This is a genomic window from Terriglobales bacterium, assembly GCA_035651995.1.
Taxonomy (GTDB): Bacteria; Acidobacteriota; Terriglobia; order Terriglobales; family Acidobacteriaceae; genus DASRER01.
This window is the reverse complement of record DASRER010000047.1, coordinates 17,789-44,004: the sequence shown is the minus strand read 5'-3', so window position 1 is coordinate 44,004 and position 26,216 is coordinate 17,789. Positions and strand designations below refer to the sequence as shown.

The following is a 26,216-nucleotide window of genomic DNA, read 5'->3' as shown; positions in this document are numbered from 1 at the left end:
CGATTAGCATGAAAAAACGCGGGCGAGGTCGCCCGCGTCCACACGGTCCGTGGTTTGCCTCCAGGTGTCGTGACAGCGTGCCGACGGGCGAGGGCGCCCGTCGCTACTGCATGAAGAGCTCGGGCCTGCACTTTTCTGCGTGCTCTGCGGTCTCTGCGGTGAACGTCTTTTACTTGTATCTCCGGCCGTGCTTGATCACCACGTCCACCCGCTGCAACAAATCCATGTACCGCAGCACGTCGCCGCGCACCGCGATGATGTCGGCGTACTTGCCCTCGACGATCGTGCCCACGTCCTTGTCCACCTTCATCGCGACTGACGGCCAGTAGGTCGCCGCGCGGATGGCTTCCATGGGCGGCACGCCTAGCACGCGCGTCCACACGTCGAGTTCGTTCCAGGTGGACTGCGAGTGGAAGTTCATGGGGATGCCGCTGTCGGTGCCGATGAGCAGCACCACGCCCGACTCGCGCAGCTGCTGGAACTTGCGCGCCAGCGTGGGACGCCGCGCAGGCGTGATCTGGAAGTACGAGATGCGCTCCGGGTGCGCCAGCGACTGTTTGATATCGTCCACGATGTTCTGCGGCAGGCCATCGTGCCAGCCCGGGTTGTCGAGCGGTTCGGGATGGTCGCGCAGGTACTCGTAGTTCATCAGGCCTTCGATGGTGGGCGTCCACCAGAGCGGGCCGAGCGCCATCTTGGCGGTGCGCTCGCGGATGGCCGCGATAATGTCGGGCGGATATTCGGGCGCGGTTGCCAGGCCCGTGTGCTCAAAGTCGTCCACGCCGGCCGCCAGTCCGCGGCGGATTTCGTCGGGCCGGTGCGCATGCGCGACGACCATCAGCTTGTGTTTGTGCGCTTCGTCCACCACGGCAGCGACTTCTTCCGGCGTCATCCAGTCCTGGTCAATCATCTTGACCACATTCACGCCGGCGTCGGCGATCTTGCGGACCTTGGCGCGCGCGTCGTCGGGACTGGTCACGCCCCAGCGATAGGCTTCGGTGTTGGGATACGGCTCGTGCTGGATGAATGGCCCGGAAACGTAGAGCGTTGGCCCGGGAATCTTGCCGGAGTTCACCGCGTCGCGCACGCGAATCGACATCTCCAGCGGCGCGCCGAGGTCACGCGCGCTGGTCACGCCGGCCATGAGCAGTTGCTTCGCCGAGGCCGGCATGATCACCGACTCGAACTGGTTCATGTACGCCTTGTCCCAGTGGTCGTAATCGGCGTGGCCGTCGATCATGAGGTGGACGTGCATGTCCCACAGTCCGGGCAGCACGCTCATGCCTTCGGTGGAGATTACTTCGGCGCCGGCGGGGACGGCGAGCGAGCCGGCTTGCCCCACGGCCTTGATGCGCTCGCCTTCGATCAGCACCACGCTGTTGCGGATGGGCGGCTGTCCGGTAGCGTCAATCAGCGTGCCGCCGACGAGCGCGGTGACTTTGGGCGCGGGCGCTGCCGTCGCCGATTTGGAGGTCTGTCCAGGCGCGGCGATCGTGAGGGCAACAACCGCACACAACAGCGCTTTCAAACGGCGCATGAGGGCTCCTTGGAAAGGGTTGGACCGGGAACGATAACAGAAAACTCATTTACCGCCGAGCGCGCAGAGAACGCAGAGTAAAGGGCCAAAAGCTCAGCGATCTATCTCAGCGGTGAGATCGGTTTTACGCTCCGACGGGCGCGTGCATTTCCAACGCTTGCGGCGACTTGGCGCCGTAGAACTCGTACCACGGTGTGGCGGCCTTCAGGCGCTCGTTCACGTTGTTGATGTTCTTTACGCCTTCGCTCTGCAGCCAGTTGCGGAACGCGTCGAGGCCCTGCTTGGCGTAAACCGGAATGCCGTCTTTCCACGTGGCGCGCCCGCAGAGCACGCCGGCGAACTTCACGGTCGACTCGGCCGCCAGCTCCAGCGACTCGGTGAACTCGGCGTTGCTCACGCCCGCCGAGAGATAAATAAACGGCTTGGTGGCGACCGAAGCGGCTTCCTGGAAGAGCTTCTTCGCGTCGGCCTTCGAGTACGCCCTGGTTCCGGCGAAGGCCTTCGCGCCCTCGACGAACTTCATGTTCACCGGGATCTCGACCTTCATTACGTCCACTCCATAACGGTCCTGGGTGAACTCGGCCATGCTGGCCGTTACTATTTCGGGCTTGCGCCTGGCGAATTCCACGCCCTTTTCGTCGGCGCCCGAGGCGTCGTAGCCGACGAATTCGAGGAAGAAGGGGATGTCGTTCGATCGGCACTCATCGCCGATGCGCTCGACGAACGCGTGCTTCTCTTCGTTGATTTCTTTCTTATCGAAAGGCGTGTAGTAGAGGAGAACTTTCACGCAGTCGGCGCCGGCTTCCTTGATGCGTCGGACGGAGTAGTCGGGCAGCAGGTCGGGGATGCGGCCGGGCCGCGTGTTGTCGTAGCCCGATTGCTCGTAGGCGAGCAGCAGCCCGGCGCTCTTGGCGCGCTTGCGCGCGGCGGGCAGGCCCCACTCGGGATCGAGCAGGATGGCCGACGCGTAGGCGGTGAGCACCTCGGTGACAGCGATCTTGAACTCTTCCATCATCTCGCGGGTGACGTCGCCGCCTTTTTCCTTGGCGAGGGCCTTCTTCAGCGACCCGCGCTGGTCCATGGCGGCGGCGGCGATCACGCCGCGGTCGTCGGAGACCGCCTTCATGCCCGCAATTTTTCCGGCGCTGAGCTTCATCGTTTCCCCCTGCGAAGGCCGCCTGAGCGGCCGCCTGGCGTTAGCAAACAGCCGATTGTATATCCGAAGGCTGGTTGCGGTTAAGGCGCGGATCGCGCGGAAATAATTCCGTCGACACGGTTTACTGGAATGGGCCCCGGTAACCTAACCCTACTTCATGCGGCGATATTCCATGTTCGAAGGCCTTTTCCAACCCCCGCACCTGCTGGTCATTCTGTTCATCGCCCTTCTGGTTTTCGGCCCCAAAAAGCTGCCCGAACTGGGCAAAGGCCTGGGAGACGGCATTCGCGTATTTCGAAAAGGAATGCAGGACGCCAACCAGCCGCCGGCGAACAACGATTCCGGCCAAGTGAAGTAAGCAGCCTTCATTGCCGCAGCATCAGCCCGCTGAGCAGCGCCTGCTGCTTGGCGATGAGCGATTCGATGCCGCGGTGTGCCAGGTCCATCATCTTTTTCAGCTGTGCCTCGTCGAAAGGACGCTGCTCGGCAGTCGCCTGCACCTCCACCAGCTTGCGGCTGCCGGTGGCGACCACGTTCATGTCCACCTCGGCGCGGGAGTCTTCCTCGTAGGCGAGGTCGAGCATGATCTCGCCGTCCACAATGCCCACGCTGATCGCGGCGACAAAGTCGCGGATGGGCGCGGCGCTGAGCGTGCCGGTTTCCACCAGTTTTTGCAGCGCCAGGCCGAGCGCGACAAAGGCGCCGGTGATGGACGCCGTGCGCGTGCCGCCATCGGCCTGGATCACGTCACAGTCAATCCACAGCGTGCGCTCGCCGAGGCGGTTCAGGTCAACCACCGCGCGCAGGGCGCGGCCGATGAGGCGCTGGATCTCGAACGTGCGCCCGCCCTGGCGTCCCTTGGCCGCCTCGCGCGCCGTGCGGGTGAGCGTGGCGCGGGGCAGCATGCCGTACTCGCAGGTGATCCAGCCCTTGCCGCTGTTGCGCAGGAACGTGGGCACGGTTTCCTCAACGCTGGCCGTGCAGATCACGCGCGTGTTGCCGATCTCGATCAGCGCCGAGCCCTCGGCGGTCGAGATGAAGTCAGGCTGGATGCTGACCGGACGCATCTGGTCGGAGGCGCGATTGTCGGAGCGGTAGATCATGAAGGGATGAGTCTACAGTTTACCGTTCACAGTTCACAGTCGCGTTGGGGCACTCAGCACTCAGCATTCGGCTTCTGGCCTGCTTTGCCAAACTGTGAAATTGCCGGAATGCCAATTGCAAATCGGTTACGCGTTGCGCCCGTGCCGGTTCGGCAACCGCGAAAAAGGCTGAGTGCTGACTGCTGAATACTGCACTCTGACGTATCTCTACGCTTGCGCTTCCACGGGTAAACCGTATATTTGCTGATGGTCGCCGAAAACAAACTATAGCTTTGAGACATTGTCGTGCGTTTTCAATATTTTGCCTGCAAGTGCCGAGAACTCAAAGACCTGGCGTCCAATTCCCGGCAAGTTGTTGTGCGCCAAAGACCAGAGTTTTCGGCGCACCGGGGGTGGCGCACGCGTCATGCCAAACTCGGACGCCAGGTCGTCGCCCGCAAGACGTGCCGATGCCATCGGCGCCCAGGTTAGCGCCGCAAAAAGGGGCGGCGCGGAACGTAAGGCGCCCTGCTACTGCTGCCCCATCGCAGACACGTCGTAGAAGCCGCTAAGGTCGGCGTGGCCGGCGAGGGTTTCGCGCTCGCGGCCGTCCACCAGGAATTTCACCTGGGTGATGCCGGGCGTGTTGGCGGCGAGCGTCTCCGCCAGCGACGCGATGGTGAGTGATTCGGCCAGCACGCCGGAGGGATGGTGGTTGGCGAAGTCGGGCGTGGTGTCCACGACCGCCATGTTGCGCTTTACCAGGTACACGGCGCGAACATCGGCGCCGGCGCCAATGGCGTGCGGCGACGGGCGCTCCTGGTAGATGGCGAGCACGGCGCGCAGCGCCTCGCGGGCGCGCTCGGCGGGCTCGGTGGGCAGCGCGATCTGGAGTTCGCGGCGTTCGAGAGTTGCGGTGTCGTCGTGCGCGACGAACAGGACGGCGCGTCCGACGGGGCCGGAGACCGGCGGCGCAACCGGACGCTGGTCGGTGCGGGCTTCGAGCATCTCGGCGCGGCGCTTGGTGCGAAGCACGTAAAAGCCCATGCCGAAAACGGCGACGAGCAGAAGTCCGGCGGCGATCTGGAGCGAGCGCGGGATCACTGGCGGCCTCCGGCGAGGGAGCGCTGCACGCGAAGCACGGCCTGCGGTCCGGCGGCGTCCATTTTCCTGCGGGCGTCGACGAGCGCGGCGGCAAGTGCAGACGCCATGTTTTGCTGGAAGGCGGCGCCGGTGAGCGACTGCGGATCAACCGTTTTGCCGGCGGGCGGCGAAAGTTCGACAGCGATGGCGGCGGTGGTGATGCTGTTCATGGGGCGCAGCGCGGCTGCCATTGCCCTGGACGGAACCTGCTTCTGCTGCAAGGCGGCGGCGAGCGCGGCGGCCCAGTTGGCGCTGCTTTCCGCAAACGGCGCCTGCGCGCGTTGCCAGGGAACCATTCCCGGAGCGGCGGCTGGATCGTTGTTGTCGGCGGGAAGCAGCGGCGAATAGACGCGCACGCCGGTGCCGCCGGACGCGGCGTGAATGGCGATGTAGAGCATCGCTCGCGAGGTGTTGGTCGCGTCGGCGCGCTGGTCGGTGGTGAGCGTGCCGTCGGCGTCGCGCAGCAGGCTGGCCGCGACGTTGCGGTTGGCAAGCTCGGTGCGAAGCCGGCGGGCGAAGGCGAGGGTGACGTCTTTTTCCGCGAGCTTGTCGGTAAGCGCGGCGCCGCGCTCGTCGCCGCCGTGCGCGGGGTCGATGACGATCAGGTAGCGTCCGCGGGCTGATGTCGCGGGCGCCGGCGCCGGAGCAGCAGGCGCCGGTGCGGCGGGTGCGGAAGCCGCGGGCTGCGCAGCTGATGGTGTGGCCGGTTCCGGAGGAGGCGGCGCGGCCGCGACCGGCGCGGGCGCCAGCGAGATGCTCTTGCCGCCGCCGGCGAAGCTGGCGATGAGCGGCGCCGTGCTGACGATCGTGATGTCGGCGCTGCCGTTGCTCTCGCTGAAGGTTGCGGAAGTGATGGTTTTGTCGTCGAAGCTGAGCTTTTCGGCGGCGGCGACAACAGGTTCGCGGGCGAAGTGCAGCCGTACGCGTCCGGGCTCGCTGGTGATGACCGGATTCACGGGCGAGGAAAAGTTCAGAATTAGCCCGGGGCCGGGCTTGGCGAGTTCGGCGCTGTAGTGGGTGACCACGTCGCCGATGAAGATGCGGCGGGCGCCCTCGTGCATCTGCACCCGCTGGCCCAGCATGATGTTGAGCAGCAGCGGCAGGGAAGCGAGCGGGACGAGACCGCGTCCTTCGTGGACAAGAAACGGCCCGAGCATGTCGAGGTCCTGCTTGCGCAGCTTGGCGCGCTCTTTGCCGTTTTCGAAGCGCATCTCCTGGCCGTTGAAGCGCGCTTTCCATTTGTTGCCGTTGTCCTCGACGCGCATGTCGCCGAGCGATTGCAGCAGCTCGCCAACGTCAACGTAGGGCTGGCCGTTGGCTTCCAGCAGCGTGACCGTGTAACCGGTCTGGGTGGCGTAGACGGTAAGACGCTTGGCGCCTTCGGGCTGCTGGAAGGCGAGAGCGGCGAAGAGGCCGAGAGCAAGGAGCAGGGAAATCCCCGCGTTCACGCCGCAAAAAGCGCGGCGCGAACGTGGGGCGCCTTCGCGACTCGTCTTACTCGAGAGCATAGATCGCCAAGCCGCTGAGCAGTTTGGGATAGAAATCGGTCGACTTTTGCGGCAGGACTTCGCCGGCGAACGCGAGATCGCGCATCTGCTCGATGCGCACGGGATTGATGAGGAAGGCGACGTTGCCCTTGCAGCAGCGCGCGTCGGCGGCGGCTTCGGAGGCGTCGCGCACGTAGCGGAGATATCGCTGCTCGCGAATGTCGTCCGGCGAGAGGCCGAGCACGTGCTCGAGCAGGATCCGATGCAGCTGCACTACGTCGAGCGCGCGCTGGCGGGGCGAGAGGCCGGCGAGCAGCGCGTCGGCGGCGCCGGGCTTGGCGCGCAGAATCCAGGAACCGCGCACGGTGGCGGCGGCAATGGCTGTGTCTTCGGCGCCGGCCTGCGCCAGCTTCGCCAGTAACGCGCCGACTTCCATGCTGCCGACCCCCTCGGCGGAAAAATACGGGCTGGCTTTGGAGAGCAGGTCCTGCTCGGAGAAATTCTTCAGTCCTAAGACGAGCCGATGGGTGGGCAGGATGACGAGGCCGGGCGCGTCCATGTTGACGAAAGTCATCATGACGCGCTCGAAGGGCGCCGACGCGATTGACGTCGGCGGGGCCCCGGCAGCCGCGGTGTAAGCTTCGCGGCGCTCGTTGCGATAGGTGAGCGCGGTCTCGTAGCGATGGTGGCCGTCGGCGATGATCAGTTTTTTGTCGGCCATGAGTTGCTGCGCCCGGGCGATGACGCCTGCGTCATCCACTCGCCACAGACGATGCTCAACGCCGTACTCGTCGCGAACTTCGGCGTCGGGCGGGAAGCCCGCGTCGGCGCGGGCAAACAGCAGGGCTTCCACTTCGCGGCGCGGGTCGCTGTAGACCATGAAGAGCTGTCCCTGCTGCGAGCGGGTGGCGCGGAGCAGATTGAGGCGATCGGTTTTGGGTGCGGTGAGCGTCTGCTCGTGGCGGAATACGACGCCGCGATCGTAGTCCTCGAGCTGGGCGAGCGCGATGAAGCCGCGGCGCTCCTGCTTGTGCCCGGCGTTGGGGCCGGTGGGCACCACGAAGGTCTGCGAGCAGGCGTACATGGCCGGCCGAGGGTCCTGGGCAAGCACGCCGTCGCCGCGAAATTGAGCCAGACTGGCAGCGGCGCGGGTGTAGACGTTCTCGTGATCGTTATCGGAATCGAGGGCGCGGCCAAGCTCAATGCGCACCAGGTTGTAGGGGCTGGCCTGGTAATAACGCTCCTGCATGGCCGGCGTGATCTTGTCGTAGGGCTGGGTGAGGACGTCGCCAAGGCGCACGCGCTCAGGATCGTAGCGCAGCGCGCGAAAGGGAAAAATGCTGGCCATGGTGAAGTGAAAACATTCTAGCAACTGGCCAAGGACCTGGAGCGAAGCCGGGACGAGGCGCGAGGCGGGAATAAAACGGGCGTCGCGCGGTTGAATGAACCGTGGGCGCCCGGCTGTAACATTTGCCAGCGCGGCGAGTCCAAGTGAGAGGAATGGCAGGCTGGATGGCGGCGTAGCGACGCGGGAAACCACGGGGTGGAAGTTTGACATCCTACGATGCACGCGCCCCGTGCAAGATCGTCAGGGACCCGGGTTGCGACGCGCTTCCCTCCGGCTGACCGGGGTGATAACATCTTGATCCACGAAGGCATTTATGGCCCGCATGGTTGGTGACGGGCGCGGGTCGTCTCGCCCCCGCTGTCTTTCCCCGGCAGTCTCCAGCACAGGTGTGAGCGTTCCCCGGTTCGGGCAAGTCCTGATGGCCGTCGCGTTCTTATGCGTGGCGACATTTGCCTGCGCGCAGGAGGGCGCCGATTCGAACGTTCACGTCCAGCCGCGGCAGCCGAAACCGGCGGCGGTGGCGCCGCCGCAGCCGCAGCCCGGCGGGGACATCGATCCATCGCTCAAGACGCACACCAAGCCGATCATTAAAGATGTGGACCTGGTGCTGGTGAGCGTGACGATTACCGATCCGATGAACCGGCTGGTGACGGGGCTGGAAAAGGACAATTTCACGGTGATGGAGGGCGACCGCACGCAGGAGATCCGCCACTTCTCCAGTGAGGACGCACCCATCTCGCTGGGGGTGATTTTCGACGTCAGCGGGAGCATGAGCGACAAGATGCAGAAGGCCCGCGAGGCGGTGGTGGAGTTCTTCAAGACGGCGAATCCGCAGGACGAGTTCTTCATGATCACGTTCTCCGATAAGCCGGACCTGCTGGCGGACTTCACCAAGTCCATCGAGGACATACAGGGCAAGCTGGTGTACACGCTGCCCAAGGGGCGGACGGCGCTGCTGGACGCCATCTACATGGGCGTGGCGAAAATGAAAGACGCGCAGCACCAGAAGAAGGCGCTGCTGATCATCTCCGACGGCGGCGACAATCGCAGCCGCTACACGGAAGGTGAAATCAAGAACATGGTCAAGGAAGCCGACGTGCAGATTTATGCGATCGGCATCTTCGATCGCGATCCACGTACTCCCGAGGAGCGTTCCGGCCCATTTCTGTTGGGAGAAATCAGCGACGTGACCGGCGGGCGCACCTTCACCATCGACAACGCCAACGAACTGGCCGACGTGGCGACAAAGATAGGTATCGAGCTGCGCAACCAATATGTGCTCGGATACCGTCCAACCAATGCAGCGCGCGACGGCAAGTGGCGGAAAATCAAGGTGAAGCTCAATCCGCCTAAGGGCCTGCCGCCGCTGCATGTGTACGCGAAAACGGGATACTATGCACCCACGGATTAGTCGTTTCCCCTTCCTGTGGCTGCTGGGCATGGCAATTTGGGCCCACGCGCAGGCCGGCCCTCCACCCTCGGGCGCGGCTCAGGCAAGTCCGCAATATCCACCGGCGCAAACGCAGCAGGCTCCTGACCAGGGCACGCAACCGGCCCAGCCCGGCGCTCAGCAAGGTCAGCAGCAGGGCGAGGAGCCGACACAGAACCAGGCAGGCGTTTTCGTCTTCAAGAAGCAGGTGGAAGAGGTCATCCTGCATGCGACCGTGGTGGACGAGCGCGGGCGCCTGGTGACGAACCTGAACCGCAGTGCCTTCCAGGTATTCGAAGACGGCAAGCCGGCGCAGATCACGTCGTTCCGGCATGAAGACATTCCGGTGGCGCTGGGGATCATCATCGACAATTCCGGCTCGATGCGCGACAAGCGGCCGGCGGTGAACTCGGCGTCGCTGAACCTGGTGCGGGCGTCGAACCCGCAGGACCAGGTGTTCGTGGTGAACTTCAACGACGAATACTGGCTCGACCAGGACTACACCAGCGATGTCGCCAAGCTGAAGGAAGCGCTGGAGCACATCGAATCGCGCGGAGGGACGGCGCTGTACGATGCGGTGATCGCGTCGGCTGACCACTTGAAGAAAAGCGCGCAGCTGGACAAGCGCGTGCTGCTGGTGGTGACCGACGGCGAAGACAACGTGAGCCGCGAGTCGCTGGAGCAGGCGGTGCGGCGGCTGTCCGACGAAGGCGGGCCGACGGTTTACGCGATCGGGATCCTGAGCGAACACAACAAGCGCGCACGGCGGGCGCTGCAGGCGCTTTCCGAGCAGACCGGCGGAATCGCGTTCTTCCCGAAAGACGCGAGCGAGGTGGAGGCGATCAGCCAGGCGGTGGCGCGCGACATCCGCAATCAGTACACGATCGGGTTCAAGAAGGACCCGAACGCGGGATATGGCTACCGGACGATCAAAGTGGCGGCGCGCGCGCCCGGGTACAAGAGCCTGCAGGTGCGCACCATCAACGGCTACTTTGCGGGCCAGGAGAGAGCGTCGAACCAATAAGACGAAGGCAAAAGGAAAGAGCAAGAAGGCAAAAGGAACTCCGGAGCTGACGCTGGCCCCGGTTTTTCTTTTGCCTTTTTAGCTCTTGCCTTTTTCCTTTCCCGCGGTTGTCGACATGGAACAGTTTTTCAGTACGACGTGAATTCCGGGGAAGGCGCGCGTGTCGCCGGCTTGGCAGCCGCGGCTGAACCACGTTTCGACTGCGCGGCCGCCGAGGTCGGGTCCGGACGGCAGGTCGGCCAGGATGATCCATAGGCGGCGGTAGTCGCGCGGGGCTTGCGCGAATTCTTCGGCGAGCGGTGTGACGAGCAGATCGCGATAGCTGAGTTGATCGCCGTGGGCCGGGAAGACGACGCGCGGGAGCGCGTCGTTCCCGCGCATGCGGGCGCGGTAGTACTCGAAGCCGGCGCGTCCGGGCGTGGGATAGAAGACGGCGGCGTCGCCGGGCTGCGCGTGCCGGACGACGAAAGCGGCGGCGCTGCGCCAGTCCTGACGCTCTTCGACGCGAGTGGGGGCGAGCGGCGTGGCAAGACTCCATTGCAGGGCGAGCGCGAAGAGGAAGGCTTGCGGCACCTCGAATCGCGAGATGCCTGTGCCGATGAGCAGGACGAACGCCGGCAAGCAGATCAGCAGGTAGCGCGGCAGAAACACGGGCTGAAAGATGGATGCCAGCAGCGCGATCGCCAGCGGCACAACCACCGAGTTCATCAGCAGCATGTAATGCCAGCGCGGCGCGCCTTCTTCACCGAATGCCTGCCGCAACTGGATGCCGGTCACGCCGCCGATGACGGCGACGCCGACTGTCTCAGCGAGGAGCAACCAGCCGCCGTTGCCTGAGAGCAGGAAGAGGAATTCGCGCACGGCGCTCCAGGATGTGGGTGCGATCCAGCGAACCGGCGCGTTGCCGATGTGCTGTACGGCCAGCGCGAGCGGGATGCATCCGAGAATGATCCAAAAGGCGGTGCGGGCGAATTCGCGCATTCGTCTGCGAGCACCGGAAAGCCAAGACAAGGATGCGAAGTGGGCGACGATGACCAGCGCGGCGAAAACGTGTGTGTAGATCGCAGCGACGGAGAGCGCGGCGTAGAGCAGCCACTCGCGCAGCCTGTGTCCGCTGGATTGCTGCACGGCGCGCACGAATTGCAGGGTTGCAAGTGTTACTAGCAGCGCGGCAAGTGCGTATCCGCGGGATTCGCGCGAGTAGTAGACGTGGAATTGGCTTACGGTAAGCAGGATCGCGGCGCAGACGCCAGCGGCAGTGCCGAACAGGCGGCGGCCCAGCCAAAACAGTACGAGGATTGTGGCGAGGCCGGCGACGACCGAGAAAAGGCGCAGGGTGACCTCGCTGTCGCCGAAGAGCTGGGTCCAGGGGCGAAACAGCAGGTAGTAGAGCGCCATGTTGGCTTCGCGGTTCCAAAGGGCCTGGATGAAGTCGTGCCAGGAGAGCCGCGCCATCGCGGCGCTGACGGATTCGTCGAACCAGAGGCTGCGTCCGCCCAGGTCGCGGGCGCGGAGCCAGACGGCGTGTCCGAGTACATAGCTGTACGCCGCGAGCATGGTGACGGCGTAGCCGACGCGCTTCCACATCGGCGGAGGCGGAGCGAGCTCGGGCGCTGGCCGCGGCGCGGCGGACATGGGGCAAGTGTCGGGTGGGTTGGGGATGGGTTGCAAGGAGGAAGTTAACCCACTCAAGCCAAAAGAAGGCTTGAGCGGGACACCCAGCTGTGTCGTCACCGGGCGAATCGAATCCGGCGGGTCACCGTGGTCTCCAGTGTAGTCCGCGCTGTGTTGGGGTCCTTCGACTCCGCTTGCGCTCAATCGCGGGGGCTCCGCTCAGGATGACTCGGTTTTGGTGTTTGGGTTCGAGACGACTCTGTTCGGAACTTAGATGAGATGTTTGACGCGTGCTCACACGTGCCGTTAACCTGTGATTTCGCCTGATGAAAACCAGCGAAGCCACTGCGCCGCGGGTTGCGGAGAGCATCACCGAGTTGGTCGGCACGACGCCCATGCTGCACCTGCGGCGGCTGTCGCCGGAGGGCGGCGCCGACATCTTCGCCAAGCTGGAGTACATGAATCCGGGCGGCAGCGTGAAGGACCGCGCGGCGATCGGGATGATCCGGCGGGCGGAGCGCGATGGGACGCTGGCGCCGGGCGGGACGATCATTGAAGCGACCGCAGGGAACACCGGCATCGGCCTGGCGCTGATCGGCGTGAACAAGGGCTATCGCGTGGTGGTGTTCGTGCCGGAAGGCTTCTCGGAAGAAAAAGCCATGGTCATGCGTGCCCTCGGCGCCGAGGTGCTGCGCACTCCGGAGGCCGAGGGCATGCAGGGCGCGATCCGACGCGCCAAAGGGCTGGCCGCTTCGACGCCGAATTCCTTCATGGCGTCGCAGTTTGAGAACCAATCCAATCCTGAATACCACTACGAAACCACAGCCGCAGAGATCTTCGAGCAGATGAACGGGCGCGTTGACGCCGTGGTGATTGGCGTCGGGACGGGCGGGACGTTTACCGGCGTGTCGCGCTATATGAAGGAGCGGCTGCCGGGGTGCTTGTGTGTTGCCGTGGAGACGCAGGGATCGATTCTGGGCGGCGGGCCGCAGGGACCGCACCGCGTGGAGGGCATCGGCGTCAGCTTCATCCCGAAAACATATAACGGCGAGCTGACAGACGAGATCATCAAAGTGAACGATCCGGAAGCCTTCGCGATGGTGCTGGAGCTGGCCCGCAAAGAGGGCATTCTCTCCGGATCGAGCGCGGGCGCGAATGCGTACGCGGCGGTGCAGGTGGCAAAACGGCTGGGGGCGGGCAAACGCGTGGTCACGGTGATTCCGGACGCGGCGGAGCGATACATGTCGAAAGGAATTTTCGACGGCAAGTGAGCAAGCAACCAAAACCCGGATTCGCGACGACAGCGATTCATCACGGCCAGGAGCCGGAACCGGCGACCGGTGCGGTGGTGGTGCCGATTTATCCCACGTCAACCTACGTTCAGGAAGCAATCGGCAAGAACAAAGGCTACGAGTACTCGCGCGTGTCGAACCCGACGCGCACCCGGCTGGAGCAGAACCTGGCGGCGCTGGAGGGCGGGATCGCGGCGCCGGTGTTCGCTTCCGGCATGGCGGCGATCAGCGCGATGTGCACGCTGATGAAGGCGGGCGACCACCTGATCTGTTCGCACAACGTTTACGGCGGCGTGCCGCGGCTGTTCAACCAGATCCTTGCGAACTACGGGCTGGAGTTCAGCTACGTGGACACGGCCGACGCGCGCAACGTGGAGCGCGCCATCAGACGCAACACCAAGATCTGTTACGTGGAAACGCCGACCAACCCGCTGATGGCGATCAGCGACATTGCGGCGATCGCGCGTATCTGCCGGCGGCGTGGCGTGGAGCTGGTGGTGGACAACACGTTCATGTCGCCGTATTTCCAGCAGCCGATCGCGCTGGGCGCCGACATGGTGATCCACTCGACCACGAAGTTCCTGAACGGACACAGCGACGGGCTGGGTGGTGTCGTGGTCTGCACGCGCAAGGACCAGGCGGAGCAGTTCGCGTTCATTCAGAAATCAGTCGGCGCGATTCTTTCGCCGTTCGAGTGCTGGCTGGTGCTGCGCGGCGTGAAGACCCTGGCCGTCCGCATGGCGCAGCACGATGAGAACGGGCGCGCCGTGGCTGAGTTCCTGAACACGCACCGGAAAGTGAAGGCAGTGTTCTACCCCGGGCTGCCGAAGCATCCGCAACACGAGCTGGCGAAGCGGCAGATGACGGGCTTCGGCTCGATGATCACGTTCGAGACGGGCTCGCTGAAGAACGCGCAGCGCATGCTGCGAAAAGTGCGTGTGTGCTCGCTGGGCGAGTCGCTGGGCGGCGTGGAGACCCTGATTTCGCATCCGGCGACGATGACGCACGCCGCGATCGGCGAAAAGGGACGGCGCGCGATCGGGATTACCGACGGCATGGTGCGGATTTCGGTGGGGATCGAGGACGCCGAAGATATCATTGCCGATCTGGACCAGGCGCTGGCGGCGATTTAGAAGAACCATTTCACACGAAGGACACGAAGTCACACAAAAAGGGCTTCGAAGTTGCCGTGTGAAGCGGCCCTAGTTTTCCATCCTTTCGAAAGTCCATGAGCACGACTCCCAAACCAAGCGAGTGGGACGCGAACGCGTACCGGCAGCTGAGCGATCCGCAGTTTCGCTGGGGCGTGCAGGTGCTCGATACTCTACACCTGCGCGGCGACGAGACCGTGCTCGACGCGGGCTGCGGCGCCGGACGAGTGACCGCGGAGTTGCTGGAGCGGCTGCCTCGCGGGCGCGTGCTGGCGGTGGACCTTTCGCGCAATATGGTGGAGCAGGCGCGGGCGTTGCTGGAGCCGCGCTTCGGCGAGCGCGTCCACGTTTTCGAGCGCGATCTGCTTGCGCTCGATTTGAACGAGGCGGTGGAAGGAATCTTCAGCACCGCCGTCTTCCACTGGATTGGCGATCACGACAAGTTGTTTCGCGGTCTGTTTGCGGCACTGCGTCCGGGCGGGTGGCTGGTGGCGCAGTGCGGCGGCGGGCTGAACCTGAAGCGGCTGCGCCAGCGCGGGCGGCGCATCATGCGGACGCCCAGCTTCGCGGGTCTGTTTGCCAACTGGAGCGAGCCCTGGGAATACGCGAGCGCGGAAAAAACGGCGGAGCGGCTTGAGCGCGCGGGATTTGTGCAGATCAAGACGGACCTGGTGGAGGCGCCCACAACGCTGCCCGACCGGGAAACATACAAGAAGTTCCTGGCGGCGGTGACGATGCGGCATCACCTGCTGTATGTGCCCGATGAGGCGCTGCGCGAGGAGTTCCTGGACCGGCTGGCGGATTTGGCAACGAAGGATTCGCCGCCTTTCACGCTGGATTACTGGCGGCTGAATATGCGGGCAGCGAAAAAAAGCTAGTTTCGAGTTTCCAGTTTCGAGTTTGGAGTAGTGTTCGCCCGCGGCCCTGTACCGGTTGCTCGCGGGCGGGATTGCCCGCGTCCACAGGGTCCGGTTTGGAGTGCTCGCGGGCGAGGGCGCGGGCGTCGCTACAACGTCGAGCGTTGTTCCCGTTCAGCGGACGCAACCTTCGATCCACTGCAGGTACTCGCGGCTGCCCGATTCCACGGTTAGCACCGCAAATTCCGCCAGCTCGTACGTGTGTAGCTCGCGCACGGCTTTGTAGAGGTTGTCGAGCGAGTCGGCCATTGTCTTGATGAGCAGGACGTACTCGCCGGCGGATTCGACCTTCCCCTTCCACCAGTAGACCGATTCGACCGGGCCGACGATGTTGACGCACGCGGCGAGGTGGCGGGTGACCAGCGCCTGCGCCATTTTCTGAGCGGCTTCTTTGGAACCGATGGTGGTCAGTACAATCCGTTTTTCTGTCATGATGGTTAGTTTGGACGCAGCATCCTACACCCACGGAGTGTGAACGCAATGGGTGAGGGGCGGGGGGGCGACGGCGACGTGATCAGATTTGGGACGTCGGGGTGGCGGGCGATTCTGGCCGACGAGTTCACCTTCGCCAACGTGCGGCGGGCGGTGCACGGTATTGCGCGCTACGTGGTCCAGCAGAAGCCGCAGGGAGCGCGCGTGATCGTGGGCCGGGACCCGCGGTTCCACGGCGAGACCTTCGTGGACATGGCGGCGGGAGTGCTGGCGGGGTACGGTATCTCGCCGCTGGTGGTGGCTGACGCCGCGCCGACGCCGGCGATTTCGTACGCGGTGATCCGGCATAAGACCGACGGCGCGATCAACTTCACCGCCTCGCATAATCCGCCGGAGTACAACGGGATCAAGTTCTCCACGCCAGACGGAGCACCGGCGCTGCCCGAAGTCACCAAGAAGATTGAGGCCGAGATCGCCGCGGTCAAGGATGGCGATGCAACGCTGGGCGCCGCGACGACGAAGTCGCAGGCGCTTGATGTGAAGACCGACTACCTGGCGCGGCTGGCCGAGATCGTGGACCTGAGAGCGGTGCAGCGCGCCGGGGTGCGTGTGGTGTTCGATCCGATGTGGGGAGCGGCGCGGGGCTACACCGACGAGGTGCTGCGCGCGGCGGGAGTGCAGGTTGAGACGGTGCACGATACCCGCGACGTGCTCTTCGGCGGGCACGCGCCCGAGCCGGACGACGAGCTGCTGGAAGAATGCCGCGCGCGCATGCGAGCGACGGGCGCGGCGATAGGGATCGCGACCGACGGCGATGCGGACCGCTTCGGCATCGTGGACGCGGACGGAACTTTCGTGCAGCCGAACTACGTGATCGCGCTGCTGTTCGACTACCTGGTCACGTCGCGCGGATGGCGCAACGGCGTGGGGAAGTCGGTGGCGACGACGAACCTGATCAATGCGCTGGCGGCACATAACAAGGTGGAGCTGCACGAGACGCCGGTGGGCTTCAAGTACATCGGGGAGCTGATCAAACAAGACCGCATCGTAATTGGCGGGGAGGAGAGCGCCGGGCTGTCGATCCGGCATCACGTCCCGGAAAAGGATGGCGTGTTGGCGGGGCTGCTGTGCTGCGAAATGCGAGCGGTGACGGGCAAGCCGCTGATGGAGCAATTGCGCGCGATATTTGCCAAAGTTGGTTCCTTTTACCCGCTTCGCGAGAACTTCCGCTTGACCCCCGAGGTGCAACGGAAGTTCACTAGCAAGTTGCAGAGCGATCCGCGCGAGCTGGGCGGGCGCAAAGTAGCGCAAGTGGTGCGCACCGACGGGCTGAAGCTGGTGTTCGAAGACGGATCGTGGGTGTGCTACCGGCTGTCGGGGACAGAACCGGTGGTGCGGGTCTACTCAGAGGCGCGCAGCACCGACGACCTGGAGAAGCTCAGCGCCGCGGCACGGGCTTGGGTCATGAACTGAAAGCAAGAACTTAAACACCAAGGACACAAAGGAACACGAAGGAAGCGCATGGAGCAGGTGCTCGAAAAGTTGCACGTCGCGATGAACTGGCTGTACATCTCGCGGCGGCGGCTGGCTGCGGGCGGTATCGCGCTGCTGGCGGTGATGCTGGCGTCGCACGTCATCTTCGGGGCGAACGGCATGGTGGTGTACCAGCACAAGCGGGCCGAGTTCCGGTCGCTCGACAAGGAAATCCGGGAGCTGCAAACCGAGAACGAGAGGCTGGCAGGGCAAATCAAAGCTTTAAAGACCGATCCCAAAACCATTGAAAAAGAAGCACGAGAGCAGTTGCGCTATACCCGCCCCGGCGAAGTGGTGTACGTGATGCCGGCGCCGGCACAGCCTCCGCAGCAGCCGGCGACCGCGCAGAAGCGTTAACGCGAAATCCCACAAATCCAGTTTGAGCGGCATTGCGTACCCAGGTTGTCTGTCCGGGCCCTTGTTCCCGGGCGTGGAACAGATTCAACGACGCGGTGCTTGCAATCCGGCGGGGCGAGTACTAAGGTTGAACCCTGCGGCGAGTGCCGCTGAACGCCGCGGCCCAGCCGCGACATCAGGAGAAAGTAGCGCAATGAAGAAACTGGTCGTGATTCTATTTGCTGTGTGTCTGATCGCATCGGCGTTCGCGTTTGCCGGCGATAAGGGCATGAAGGCCGCTTCGTACACCGGCTACATTACGGACGCGAAGTGCGGCGCCAACGGCGCGGCTCCCGGCAAGGAAGCCTGCTCGAAGAAGTGCATCGATGGCGGCGAGAAGGCCGTGTTCGTGAACGACAAGGACCATTCGGTGTGGGCGATTGACAACCAGGATGCCGTGAAGGGCCATGAAGGCCACCACGTCAACGTGAAGGGCCACGCCGGCGACAAGTCGCTGCACATCGAGAGCGTGAGCATGGTGGAAGCGGGGAAGTAACAACCCAAAGGCAACAGTAAAAAGTGAAAAGGCAAAAGGGGTCGAGTTGCGCTGACTCTCCTTTTGCCTTTTTGCATTTCGCTTTGCCAAAAAGGTGCCCGCGTGAGCGGTGCGCAGAACGCGCCGCGAACAATGGGGGGAGCAAAGAAAATCGAGCGTGTCCGAAAGACCATGAGACAGTCCGGTAGTTCCGGCGGTTGCGGGGTCCTCCGACTCCGCGAAACCAGCCGGCTGCGCGCGGCTGTTTTCGCGTCGCCAGGATGACTCGAGGAGATGTTCGTTTTCGTTCAGGACCACGCGAACGGGCGTTACTTCACGACGCCTTCGAGCGGCGAGCTGGCTGTCGCGTAGAGCTTTTTCTGCATGCGGCCGGCGAGATGCGACGCGCGGCCGGCGATGACGGCGTGCTTCATGGCTTCGGCCATCAGCACGGGATCTTGCGCGTGGGCGATACCGGAGTTCATGAGGACGGCGTCGGCGCCGAGTTCCATGGCGATGGCTGCGTCGGAGGCAGTGCCCACGCCGGCATCGACGATGAGCGGCACGGTGGTAATCATCTCGCGCAGGATCCGCAGATTGGCTTCGTTCTGAATGCCCATGCCGCTGCCGATGGGTGCGCCGAGCGGCATGATGGCCGAGGCGCCGGCATCGAGCAGGCGCTTGGCGACGACGATGTCGTCGGATGTATAGGGCAGAACGGTGAAGCCGTCTTTCACGAGGACGCGTGTCGCCTCAATCGTGGCCTGCACGTCGGGGTAGAGCGTGCGCTCGTCGCCGATGACTTCGATCTTCACCCAGTCGGAGAGGCCGACCTCGCGGCCGAGGCGCGCGGTGCGAACGGCGTCGTCGGCGGTGTAGCAGCCGGCGGTGTTGGGAAGAAGAAAATATTTTTCCGGATCGATGAAGTCGAGCAGCGATTCCTTGGAGCGGTCGAGGTTCACGCGGCGCACGGCGACGGTGATCATCTCGGCGCCGGAGGCCTCAATGGCGCGCGCGGTCTCCTGCCCGGAGCGGTACTTCCCGGTGCCCACGATGAGACGGGAACGGAACTCGCGGCCGGCGATGACGAGGGTGTCCATTACTCGATTCTATATCGAGGGCACCGCAGCAGGCGCGACGGCAGTGGCGTACATCTCGTCGATGAGCGTGCGGTAGCGGTCTTCGAGCACGCGGCGCTTGAGTTTCAGCGTGGGCGTGAGCTCGCCGGTGGCGATGCTGAACTCGTCGGGGACGAGCAGCACGCGTTTGAGCTTTTCGTACTGCGCCAGGTTCAGGTTGAGGGCGTCGACCAGATTTTCGTAGAAGGCGCGCGTCTTTGCGTCCTGCACCAGCTCTTCGCGCGAGGAGAACGTGATGCCCTGTGCGTGGGCCCATTCTTCCAGCGCTGGAAAATTCGGGGCGATGATGACCGAGCAGAACCTGCGCTTGTCGCCGATGACGGCGGCATACGCCACCATGGGATTGAGCTTGAGGGTGTTCTCGAGGGGCTGCGGCGCGACGAACTTTCCGCCGGACGTCTTGATGAGGTCTTTCTTGCGGTCGGTGATGCTGAGGAAGCCGTCGGCGTCGATGGAGCCCATGTCGCCGGTGTGGAACCAGCCGTCTTCGAAGGCGGCGCGGGTTTCCTCGGGCTTTTTCCAGTATCCGTGAAAGACGCTGGGGCCGCGGACGAGCAGTTCGCCGTCCTCGGCGATGCGACACTCCACGTTCGGCAGTGGCTTGCCCACGGTGCCCAGCTTATAGGCCCTGGGGTTGTTGAGCGCGACGACGGGAGAGGTTTCCGTCAGGCCGTAACCCTCGCAGACCCGAATGCCGACGAAGGCATACCACTCGGCGAGTTCGCGGCCGAGCGGAGCGCCGCCGGAAATAAAGATGCGTCCGCGGCCGCCGAAACCGGCCTCGATCTTGGAGAAGACGAGGGCATGGGCGAGCTTCCAGGAAAGCGAAGTTGGGCGACGCCCGCTCATAACTTCCGCGGCGTGCTTCCGGCCGACGCCCAATGCCCACTCATAGAACTTGCGCTTGAGGCCCGAGGAGGTCTTGCGCTCAACCTCGATGCGCACTTTCTCGTAGAGGCGCGGCACGGAGACGAAGAACGTGGGGCGCAGCTGGAGCATCACCTCGGCGATCCGATGAATGTCGGTGCAGTAGGCGACGGTGACGCCGTACTGGTACATGGCGTAATCGGTGTGGCGCGCCGTGATGTGCGAGAGCGGCAGGAATGAGAGCGCCAGGTCGCGCTGGTCAATGCCGAACACTTCGAGCGAGTGCACCAGATTCGACGCCAGATTTCCGTGCGTGAGCATCACGCCCTTGGGCGTCCCCGTGGTGCCGGAGGTGTAGATGATGGTGGCGAGGTCTTCGGGTGCGACAGCGCGGGTGGCTGCATCGAATTGCGCGTCACGGGCGACCGGGCCGCGGCCAATCAGGTCGTGCATGGCGATGATGCCTGCGGGCAGCGCGGCCGACGGGCGATCCATGAGGATGATTTTCTCCAGTCCGGTCTGAGCGCGGATAGAGAGAATCTTCTGCAACTGCTCGGCTGTGGAAACGAAGATGGCGCGCACGCCGGCGTCGTTGAGGATGAAGGCGGTCTGGTCGGCGGTCAGCGTGGGGTAGATGGGCACGTCAACGATGCCGAGCGCCAGGCAGGCGAAGTCGGCGACCGCCCACTCGTAGCGGTTTTCGCCGAGGATGGAGACCCGCTCGCCTCGGTTGATGCCCCAGCTTTGCAATGTTCGCGCGACACTGAGCACGTCGGAGTAGATGTCGGCGGAGGAGAGCGGCGTCCAGCTTGGCTGGAGCAGGCCGGGATTGTTGAGGACGGCGCGGGGGTGATTGCGCTCAACGATCAGCGCGAAGAGGTCGTTGATCGTCTTAACGCTGCGAGGGTCCATTTGCCGGCCGAGTCTCCAGTCCCGCCACGATGACGTCGACCACCGCATCGGCGGCGCCGACCAGGGGATAGTCGCGATCGCTCAGCATCCACGAGGTGACCATTTCGTCGAGCGCGCCGAAGAAGCAGTTGGCCGCGATCTTGTCGGAGATCTCGCGGCGGAAGACGCCCTGCTGCTGTCCTTCACGGACGACCTGGCGGATCATATCGAAGTAGGTCACCAGGCTGTGCTGGGAGAATTGTGCCAGAAACTTGGCGCTGTGCCGCAGCTCGGTCTGGAAGACGATGGCCATGGCGCGGTTCGAGCCGAGGGCGCCGAGGTGCAGGCGGGCCAGGCGGCGCAGCTTTTCAGACGGCGGGCTGGCAGGCTCGAGTTCCCGGCGGGCGCGCTCCAGGAAGGCGCCGAAGGCGGCGTCAATGGCCGCCATGAGGACCTGTTCCTTGTTGCGGAAGTAAAGGTAGATGGTGCCGTCGGCGACGCCGGCGCGTTCGGCGATCTCAGAGACGCGCGACTGAAAGAAACCGTTTTCGGCGATGACGGCGATGGCGGCGTCAAGAATCCGCTGGTACTTTTCGCCACCACGGCCGGCAGGGTAGTCGGCGGTGCCGGAGCTTGCGGTTGGTTTTGACCTGGGCATGGGCTGCGAATCCGGCGGGAGGGCCGGCGGACACTTTATCTTTCAGCTTGGCTGCGCGCAACCCGGTTGGTAAGCTTGTGTTGCAACTCACAGAGGTCTCAAATGCGTAGATTCGCCTGCAAGGCGGCAGTGTGGCTCCTGGCGGGGTCACTGCTTCCGCTGGTCACAGCACAGGAGAAGAAGGACGCCGCCAAAGCGCCGCCGCCTCCTCCCAAGATCAAGGTCGGCGACGTGGCGCCCGACTTTACCCTCATCGCATTCGACGGGCAGGGCGTGAAGCCGGTTTCGCTGCACGACTTCAAGGGCAAGAAGAACGTCGCGCTGGCGTTCTACGTCTTCGCCTTCACCGGCGGTTGAACGGCCGAGATGAGGGCCTTCCAGCAGAACATTCAGAAGCTGGAGGCCGCCGACACCCAGGTGCTGGGTGTAAGCATTGACAGCCCATTCGCCAACTACAACTTCGGCCTGCAGAACGGCGTCAGCTTCCCGCTGCTCAGCGACATGTCGGGCAAGACGATCGACGAGTACGGCCTATTGGAAGAACGCGACGTCAAAGGCGTCAAGATGAAGTCGGCGCGCCGCGCGACGTTCCTGATCGGCAAGGACGGTCGGGTCATCGAGGAATCGGTGGATCGCGAGGCCGTGGACCCAACGAAGATCGTGGCGGCTTGTGAGCGGCAGAAGTTGAAACAATAACAACCTCGTTTCACACGAAGGACACAAGCTGCACACAAGGGAGCGTTATCTGAAGCCCTTTGTGTGCACCTTGTGTCCTTCGTGTGAAAGGCCTGTCTTAACTCCGCGCCAGTTCGTAGAGAAATTCCACGTGCGAGCGGACGGCGCCGTCCATTCCCTGAATCTTCGGATTGGCCGACTCGATGACGTAGTACTCGTCGGGCGCATGGGCGCCGCTGCCGTGTCCCATGCCGAAGTGGCCTGCGGCCATGCGCAGCGGGTCGCCGGTGAAGATGTATCCCGGCCATGATCCGGCGTTGCGCGGCAGCACGATGGGATCCACGCCCAGCTTGCGATACACGGCGCGCTCAGTCTGAATCATCTTCGAATCAAGCGCGGTGCTGTTCGGATCGTAGCCGCCGGTCATGTTGACCTCGATATCGCCGTAGCCCTTCTTCGCGAGGTGTGCCTTGAGGGCGGCGAGGGCGGCGTCGGCGGTCATGTCGGGCACGAGGCGCATGTCGATTTTGGCGACGGCGCGGTGCGGAAGAATGGTTTTGCCGCCCGGGCCGGTGTAGCCGCCGACCAGGCCTTCGATGTTGATGGTCGGGCGCGACATCAGCATTTCCAGTGACTCGACGAAGCTGACGTCGTGAATCCAGTGCTGCACTCCGAGCTGCTTCTTCACGCTGTTCTCGTCGAGGCGGCGCGCGGCCTCGGCGATCATGTTTTTCTCGGCGGGTGAGAGCGGGCGCGCGGCAGCCGCGAAGCCTTCAACCGCCGGGTCGTTGCCATCGGGCGAGACGAGCGTGGCCAGCGCCTGCACCAGGTGCCAGGCCGGCGAATCGACGCGTGCCTTGTTGCTGCTGTGGATGTCGAGCTTGGGGCCGCGTCCCCAGCGCTCGCCGCTGGAGACCAGCTCCAGTTCGACGACGCCTTTGGCGCCGAGCGTCATGGTGACGCTGCCGTCGAGTCCTTGCGACGCCTGCGGCATGAAGATGCCTTCGCACTTGCGCAGCGCGGCGAGCACTTCGGGTTTGCGGACGACCTGCGGGAAATGCGGCGAGCCGATTTCTTCCTCGCCTTCGGCGACCATGACCAGGTTCACGGGGAGTTTGCGTCCGGCGCCGCGGATGGCGTGGAGGGCGGCGAGGAACGTGGCTTCGGGGCCCTTCTGGTTGACGGCGCCGCGCCCGACAAGAACCTTGCCCAGGCCGGGCCTGTCGACGATTCGCGCTTCGAACGGCGGCGACGACCACTCGCTCGGGTCCACCTGCTTGACGTCGTACATGTAGTAGAGGCCGAGCGTTTTGGGCGCGCCGGCATCGAGCGTGGCGAAGATGCCGGGCTGGCCGTCGGTAGGCATGCGCGTGACCTGCTGGAAGCCGGCGTCGCGGAACATCTGCATGGTGAGCGCGCATCCCTCTTCCATGCCGCGGTTCTCGGCGGCGATGGAGGGCTGCCGAATCCAGTGCTGCAGGCGCTGCACGGCTTCGTCGTGGCGCTTGCTGATTTCGGCGACGACGGGCGCCAGGTCGGCGGCGGGTTGCTGCGCTTGCGCGTTTTCGGATCCGAGGGCCATGCCGGCGGCGGCGGCAGCAGCGGTGGCGATGAATTCGCGGCGATCAAGTGGTGTCATGGCGCGGAGGATAAATAAAGCGGGTGCAAGATGTCGAGCGAGGGAGGGAAGCCGCCATCATGCCAAACAAAGGCAGACATGGGCACAAGTCCCGCCCTCCGCCAAAACAGGGCGGAAGAGCGAGGCGCCAGCCGGGAATCGCTAAGCCTTGCCACGTGCGGCGCTGGCGCCGGATGTTTCCGAAAGCAGCGCGGCCCGGTGCTCGCGGCGAGATTTGTCGGCGGCGAGCGCGATGGCCAGCGCGCGGCGCGAGTCTTCGCCGGTCACCAGGGATGCCGACCCTTCGCGCACCGTCCGGACAAAGGCAGCCAGTTCGTCGAGGAAGGCCTGGCGGTAGCGATTTGGAAAACCATCGACAGCGTCGTGCGAAATGCCATCCTGCTTCAGGATGGTGACGGCGGTGTGGCGCAGCTCGCCGATGCGCAGCGCACCGTCGGTGCCGACAACTTCGGTGTAGATGTCGTATCCGTACCTGGCCTGGCGGAACAGCTCGATATTGCCGATGGCGCCTTTCTCGAAGCGGAGGTTGGCGAGGCCGGCATCGGTGTCGCCGAATTTCGCCAGCTCGGGAGCGACGACATTTCCGCCGAAGGCGTGGACCTCGGCGACTTCGTCCATGGTGAGCCAGCGGGCGACGTCGAAATCGTGGATGCCCATGTCGACGAAGAGCGGCCCTGAGCCGGTGTTGTAGTACTCGATGGGCGCCAGCTCGCGGTCGCGGGAAATGGAGCGGAACACGGCGGGCGTGCCGATGTCGCCGGCGAGGATGCGGCGGCGCGCCTCGACGTAGGGCGGATCGAAGCGGCGATTGAGCGCGATGTGCAGCACGATGCCCGAGCGCTTCACGGCCGCGATGGCCTTGTCTGATTCTTCCAGCGTGAGCGCGAGCGGCTTCTCGCAAAAAACGTGCTTGCCGGCGGCGGCGCAGCGGATGACCGCGGGGGCATGAAGTTCAGTGGGCGTGGCGACAATGATTGCCTCCACGCCCTTGCAATCGAGCAAGGCTTCGAGGCTGGTGAAGGCGTGCTCGACGTCAAGTTGCGAAGCAAACTGCTTGGTTCTCGCCAGGTCGCGCCCGGCGACCGCGACCAGCTTCGCCTCAGGAACGTGCCGCCGCCGGCGGTGCTCTCGCAAATTGACGTGTTGAAAACCGATGCCGTTGAGGCGCACGCGCTCACCGGGGAACACGATCTGCGGCGCGCTGCCGCGATGCTGGCGGAAATGAGACCGAAGGAAATTGTGCTGACGCATCGCGATGGCCTGCTCGTGCTTGCCGGGGGCGCGTATTTCGAGGCCGACTTCACTCCGCGCCGCATGCTGGGCCGCTCGGGGCGCGGCGACACGTGCATCGCTTCGTACGTCGGCAAACGGCTGAGGGCGAGCGCCGCAGACGCAACCTGCTGGGCGGCGGCGGCCACGTCGCTGAAGCTGGAGCAGGAAGGCCCGATCAGGGTGCCGATTGCGGAGGTTGCGAGCCTGTACGAACGGATCCGGTCCCAGGCGAAGGCCAGCGCGCGGGGAACGTCTGTGCAGTAAATACGGGTGGTTGCGGCAAATCTGTACCAGGCATTTCTGACAATTTATTTCTGTCGAGCGCTGCGGCAGGCCTGGGCTGACTGTGCTACATTCACGCGCCTTAGAACAGTTGTCCGGTGTCGACACGCGTGAGTTCGTCAACTTCAGACCGGTTTTTTTCGGCTATCGGCCTATGGGGCGAGGCATCCCATGCGGAGCGCCGCACTGACGCGATCCGATGTGAAGACGATGCGCTCATGTTGCGCGTGCAGGCGGGCGACGATGCCGCGCTCGGCAAGCTATTGGAGCGATATGGCCGAACGGTCCTCAACATCGGCGTGCGAGTGCTGCGGGACCACGGGGAAGCCCAGGAGCTGGTCCAGGACGTCTTCCTGCACGTCTTCAAGAAGGCACAGCTCTTCGATCCGAAGCGCGGCAGTTTCCGGGCCTGGGTCTGCCAGATCGCATCGCACCGCGCTTTCGACCGGCGCGAATACCTGAACCTGCATCGTTTTTACGACGACCGGAATCTCGACGACTTCGTCGAGGTGATCCGCGCGGCATGCGATCTGGAATACCAGGCAGCGGTGCGGCAGAACGAATCGCGCCTGCGCAGCACGTTCAACGAACTCAGCGACAAGCAACGCGCAACCCTCGAGCTCTATTTCTTTGAGGGCTACACGCTGCGCGAGATCAGCGAGCGGCTCAACGAGTCACTTGGCAACATCCGCCATTATTACTACCGGGCGCTCAATCGGCTGCGGGCCAGCGTGACACCTGTCAACGGGGAGCACCATGACTCATAATCCAGAGCGG

At 64.2% G+C, this 26,216-nt stretch carries 26 protein-coding genes; 13 read left to right on the top strand and 13 right to left on the bottom strand.

Annotated elements, in window-relative coordinates:
- Window positions 1–169 precede the first annotated feature (169 nt).
- The gene (locus VFA60_15975; protein ID HZQ93291.1) at window positions 170–1,537 is read right to left on the bottom strand and encodes an amidohydrolase family protein; all 1,368 of its coding nucleotides are present in this window, start codon (window positions 1,535–1,537) and stop codon (window positions 170–172) included.
- A gap of 124 nt (window positions 1,538–1,661) precedes the next feature.
- Window positions 1,662–2,693, bottom strand: coding sequence for a tagatose 1,6-diphosphate aldolase (locus VFA60_15970; protein ID HZQ93290.1), 1,032 nt, complete (start codon window positions 2,691–2,693; stop codon window positions 1,662–1,664).
- 172 nt (window positions 2,694–2,865) lie between these two features.
- Here VFA60_15970 and VFA60_15965 point away from each other — a divergent pair, with 172 nt between their 5' ends.
- Entirely contained in the window at window positions 2,866–3,051 is a 186-nt protein-coding gene (locus tag VFA60_15965) for a twin-arginine translocase TatA/TatE family subunit (protein ID HZQ93289.1), read from the top strand.
- Between the two features lie 7 nt (window positions 3,052–3,058).
- Here the strand turns inward: VFA60_15965 and rph are convergent, their stop codons facing one another.
- The 4 genes from rph to VFA60_15945 form a co-directional block, all read right to left on the bottom strand.
- Window positions 3,059–3,796, bottom strand: a complete 738-nt coding sequence (gene rph / locus VFA60_15960) for a ribonuclease PH (protein ID HZQ93288.1) — start codon at window positions 3,794–3,796, stop codon at window positions 3,059–3,061.
- Window positions 3,797–4,306: 510 nt separating this feature from the next.
- Window positions 4,307–4,879, bottom strand: coding sequence for a GerMN domain-containing protein (locus VFA60_15955; protein HZQ93287.1), 573 nt, complete (start codon window positions 4,877–4,879; stop codon window positions 4,307–4,309).
- Complete coding sequence (locus tag VFA60_15950; protein HZQ93286.1) at window positions 4,876–6,366, bottom strand: N-acetylmuramoyl-L-alanine amidase; 1,491 nt, start codon at window positions 6,364–6,366, stop codon at window positions 4,876–4,878. The genes VFA60_15955 and VFA60_15950 overlap by 4 nt, the downstream gene beginning before the upstream one ends.
- 46 nt (window positions 6,367–6,412) lie before the next feature.
- A complete protein-coding gene (locus VFA60_15945; protein HZQ93285.1) occupies window positions 6,413–7,753 on the bottom strand; it encodes a DUF1015 domain-containing protein in 1,341 nt (446 codons plus the stop codon).
- 418 nt (window positions 7,754–8,171) lie between these two features.
- On the opposite strand from VFA60_15945, the gene VFA60_15940 reads away from it, so the two are divergent.
- A complete protein-coding gene (locus VFA60_15940) occupies window positions 8,172–9,164 on the top strand; it encodes a VWA domain-containing protein (protein HZQ93284.1) in 993 nt (330 codons plus the stop codon).
- Window positions 9,165–9,192: 28 nt separating this feature from the next.
- On the top strand, window positions 9,193–10,206 hold the full coding sequence (locus VFA60_15935; GenBank protein HZQ93283.1) for a VWA domain-containing protein: 1,014 nt from the start codon (window positions 9,193–9,195) through the stop codon (window positions 10,204–10,206).
- A gap of 78 nt (window positions 10,207–10,284) precedes the next feature.
- On the opposite strand, the gene VFA60_15930 is transcribed toward VFA60_15935, so the two are convergent.
- Window positions 10,285–11,841, bottom strand: a complete 1,557-nt coding sequence (locus tag VFA60_15930; protein HZQ93282.1) for a glycosyltransferase family 39 protein — start codon at window positions 11,839–11,841, stop codon at window positions 10,285–10,287.
- Between the two features lie 305 nt (window positions 11,842–12,146).
- On the opposite strand from VFA60_15930, the gene cysK reads away from it, so the two are divergent.
- The 3 genes from cysK (at window position 12,147) to VFA60_15915 (ending at window position 15,141) form a co-directional block, all read left to right on the top strand.
- Complete coding sequence (cysK, locus tag VFA60_15925; GenBank protein HZQ93281.1) at window positions 12,147–13,091, top strand: cysteine synthase A; 945 nt, start codon at window positions 12,147–12,149, stop codon at window positions 13,089–13,091.
- Window positions 13,088–14,245: a PLP-dependent aspartate aminotransferase family protein gene (locus VFA60_15920; protein ID HZQ93280.1), complete on the top strand. Its 1,158-nt coding sequence runs from the start codon at window positions 13,088–13,090 to the stop codon at window positions 14,243–14,245. Before cysK ends, VFA60_15920 begins: the two co-directional genes overlap by 4 nt.
- 95 nt (window positions 14,246–14,340) lie before the next feature.
- Window positions 14,341–15,141, top strand: coding sequence for a class I SAM-dependent methyltransferase (locus tag VFA60_15915; GenBank protein HZQ93279.1), 801 nt, complete (start codon window positions 14,341–14,343; stop codon window positions 15,139–15,141).
- A gap of 153 nt (window positions 15,142–15,294) precedes the next feature.
- Here VFA60_15915 and cutA read toward each other — a convergent pair whose 3' ends face one another.
- Window positions 15,295–15,612, bottom strand: coding sequence for a divalent-cation tolerance protein CutA (gene cutA / locus VFA60_15910; protein HZQ93278.1), 318 nt, complete (start codon window positions 15,610–15,612; stop codon window positions 15,295–15,297).
- 48 nt (window positions 15,613–15,660) lie between these two features.
- Between cutA and VFA60_15905 the strand changes: the two genes are divergently transcribed.
- The 3 genes from VFA60_15905 to VFA60_15895 all read left to right on the top strand — a co-directional run bounded on the left by VFA60_15905 (window position 15,661) and on the right by VFA60_15895 (window position 18,037).
- Window positions 15,661–17,085: a phosphoglucomutase/phosphomannomutase family protein gene (locus VFA60_15905; protein ID HZQ93277.1), complete on the top strand. Its 1,425-nt coding sequence runs from the start codon at window positions 15,661–15,663 to the stop codon at window positions 17,083–17,085.
- Between the two features lie 48 nt (window positions 17,086–17,133).
- Window positions 17,134–17,502, top strand: coding sequence for a septum formation initiator family protein (locus tag VFA60_15900; protein HZQ93276.1), 369 nt, complete (start codon window positions 17,134–17,136; stop codon window positions 17,500–17,502).
- A gap of 193 nt (window positions 17,503–17,695) precedes the next feature.
- Window positions 17,696–18,037 carry a hypothetical protein gene (locus VFA60_15895; protein HZQ93275.1) on the top strand — a complete coding sequence of 114 codons (342 nt, stop codon included), beginning with the start codon at window positions 17,696–17,698 and terminating at the stop codon, window positions 18,035–18,037.
- Between the two features lie 308 nt (window positions 18,038–18,345).
- On the opposite strand, the gene VFA60_15890 is transcribed toward VFA60_15895, so the two are convergent.
- From VFA60_15890 to VFA60_15880, 3 genes are read right to left on the bottom strand one after another with little or no spacing between them, the layout of a single operon-like run.
- Window positions 18,346–19,116 carry a thiazole synthase gene (locus VFA60_15890; GenBank protein ID HZQ93274.1) on the bottom strand — a complete coding sequence of 257 codons (771 nt, stop codon included), beginning with the start codon at window positions 19,114–19,116 and terminating at the stop codon, window positions 18,346–18,348.
- A 9-nt stretch (window positions 19,117–19,125) separates the two neighbouring features.
- Window positions 19,126–20,934 (bottom strand): long-chain fatty acid--CoA ligase, encoded by a 1,809-nt coding sequence (locus VFA60_15885; protein ID HZQ93273.1) that lies wholly within the window; start codon window positions 20,932–20,934, stop codon window positions 19,126–19,128.
- The gene (locus VFA60_15880) at window positions 20,915–21,571 is read right to left on the bottom strand and encodes a TetR/AcrR family transcriptional regulator (protein ID HZQ93272.1); all 657 of its coding nucleotides are present in this window, start codon (window positions 21,569–21,571) and stop codon (window positions 20,915–20,917) included. The genes VFA60_15885 and VFA60_15880 overlap by 20 nt, the downstream gene beginning before the upstream one ends.
- A 102-nt stretch (window positions 21,572–21,673) precedes the next feature.
- Here VFA60_15880 and VFA60_15875 point away from each other — a divergent pair, with 102 nt between their 5' ends.
- Together VFA60_15875 and VFA60_15870 are read left to right on the top strand one after the other, a co-directional pair.
- On the top strand, window positions 21,674–21,928 hold the full coding sequence (locus tag VFA60_15875) for a hypothetical protein (protein HZQ93271.1): 255 nt from the start codon (window positions 21,674–21,676) through the stop codon (window positions 21,926–21,928).
- A 9-nt stretch (window positions 21,929–21,937) separates the two neighbouring features.
- Complete coding sequence (locus VFA60_15870; GenBank protein ID HZQ93270.1) at window positions 21,938–22,267, top strand: redoxin domain-containing protein; 330 nt, start codon at window positions 21,938–21,940, stop codon at window positions 22,265–22,267.
- A gap of 97 nt (window positions 22,268–22,364) precedes the next feature.
- Here the strand turns inward: VFA60_15870 and VFA60_15865 are convergent, their stop codons facing one another.
- Together VFA60_15865 and VFA60_15860 are read right to left on the bottom strand one after the other, a co-directional pair.
- On the bottom strand, window positions 22,365–23,885 hold the full coding sequence (locus VFA60_15865) for a M20/M25/M40 family metallo-hydrolase (protein ID HZQ93269.1): 1,521 nt from the start codon (window positions 23,883–23,885) through the stop codon (window positions 22,365–22,367).
- Window positions 23,886–24,026: 141 nt separating this feature from the next.
- Window positions 24,027–25,019 (bottom strand): Gfo/Idh/MocA family oxidoreductase, encoded by a 993-nt coding sequence (locus VFA60_15860; GenBank protein HZQ93268.1) that lies wholly within the window; start codon window positions 25,017–25,019, stop codon window positions 24,027–24,029.
- Window positions 25,020–25,028: 9 nt separating this feature from the next.
- Between VFA60_15860 and VFA60_15855 the strand changes: the two genes are divergently transcribed.
- The gene (locus VFA60_15855; protein ID HZQ93267.1) at window positions 25,029–25,421 is read left to right on the top strand and encodes a hypothetical protein; all 393 of its coding nucleotides are present in this window, start codon (window positions 25,029–25,031) and stop codon (window positions 25,419–25,421) included.
- Window positions 25,422–25,657: 236 nt separating this feature from the next.
- Window positions 25,658–26,206, top strand: coding sequence for an RNA polymerase sigma factor (locus VFA60_15850; protein ID HZQ93266.1), 549 nt, complete (start codon window positions 25,658–25,660; stop codon window positions 26,204–26,206).
- Window positions 26,207–26,216 lie beyond the last annotated feature (10 nt).

Coding starts and splice junctions, on each gene's coding strand:
- VFA60_15975 (HZQ93291.1), bottom strand. CDS start 1,537: ATGCGCCGTTTGAAAGCGCTGTTGTGTGCGGTTGTTGCCCTCACGATC.
- VFA60_15970 (HZQ93290.1), bottom strand. CDS start 2,693: ATGAAGCTCAGCGCCGGAAAAATTGCGGGCATGAAGGCGGTCTCCGAC.
- VFA60_15965 (HZQ93289.1), top strand. CDS start 2,866: ATGTTCGAAGGCCTTTTCCAACCCCCGCACCTGCTGGTCATTCTGTTC.
- rph (HZQ93288.1), bottom strand. CDS start 3,796: ATGATCTACCGCTCCGACAATCGCGCCTCCGACCAGATGCGTCCGGTC.
- VFA60_15945 (HZQ93285.1), bottom strand. CDS start 7,753: ATGGCCAGCATTTTTCCCTTTCGCGCGCTGCGCTACGATCCTGAGCGC.
- VFA60_15940 (HZQ93284.1), top strand. CDS start 8,172: ATGGCCGTCGCGTTCTTATGCGTGGCGACATTTGCCTGCGCGCAGGAG.
- VFA60_15935 (HZQ93283.1), top strand. CDS start 9,193: ATGGCAATTTGGGCCCACGCGCAGGCCGGCCCTCCACCCTCGGGCGCG.
- VFA60_15930 (HZQ93282.1), bottom strand. CDS start 11,841: ATGTCCGCCGCGCCGCGGCCAGCGCCCGAGCTCGCTCCGCCTCCGCCG.
- cysK (HZQ93281.1), top strand. CDS start 12,147: ATGAAAACCAGCGAAGCCACTGCGCCGCGGGTTGCGGAGAGCATCACC.
- VFA60_15915 (HZQ93279.1), top strand. CDS start 14,341: ATGAGCACGACTCCCAAACCAAGCGAGTGGGACGCGAACGCGTACCGG.
- cutA (HZQ93278.1), bottom strand. CDS start 15,612: ATGACAGAAAAACGGATTGTACTGACCACCATCGGTTCCAAAGAAGCC.
- VFA60_15905 (HZQ93277.1), top strand. CDS start 15,661: ATGGGTGAGGGGCGGGGGGGCGACGGCGACGTGATCAGATTTGGGACG.
- VFA60_15900 (HZQ93276.1), top strand. CDS start 17,134: ATGGAGCAGGTGCTCGAAAAGTTGCACGTCGCGATGAACTGGCTGTAC.
- VFA60_15895 (HZQ93275.1), top strand. CDS start 17,696: ATGAAGAAACTGGTCGTGATTCTATTTGCTGTGTGTCTGATCGCATCG.
- VFA60_15890 (HZQ93274.1), bottom strand. CDS start 19,116: ATGGACACCCTCGTCATCGCCGGCCGCGAGTTCCGTTCCCGTCTCATC.
- VFA60_15885 (HZQ93273.1), bottom strand. CDS start 20,934: ATGGACCCTCGCAGCGTTAAGACGATCAACGACCTCTTCGCGCTGATC.
- VFA60_15880 (HZQ93272.1), bottom strand. CDS start 21,571: ATGCCCAGGTCAAAACCAACCGCAAGCTCCGGCACCGCCGACTACCCT.
- VFA60_15875 (HZQ93271.1), top strand. CDS start 21,674: ATGCGTAGATTCGCCTGCAAGGCGGCAGTGTGGCTCCTGGCGGGGTCA.
- VFA60_15870 (HZQ93270.1), top strand. CDS start 21,938: ATGAGGGCCTTCCAGCAGAACATTCAGAAGCTGGAGGCCGCCGACACC.
- VFA60_15865 (HZQ93269.1), bottom strand. CDS start 23,885: ATGACACCACTTGATCGCCGCGAATTCATCGCCACCGCTGCTGCCGCC.
- VFA60_15850 (HZQ93266.1), top strand. CDS start 25,658: ATGTTGCGCGTGCAGGCGGGCGACGATGCCGCGCTCGGCAAGCTATTG.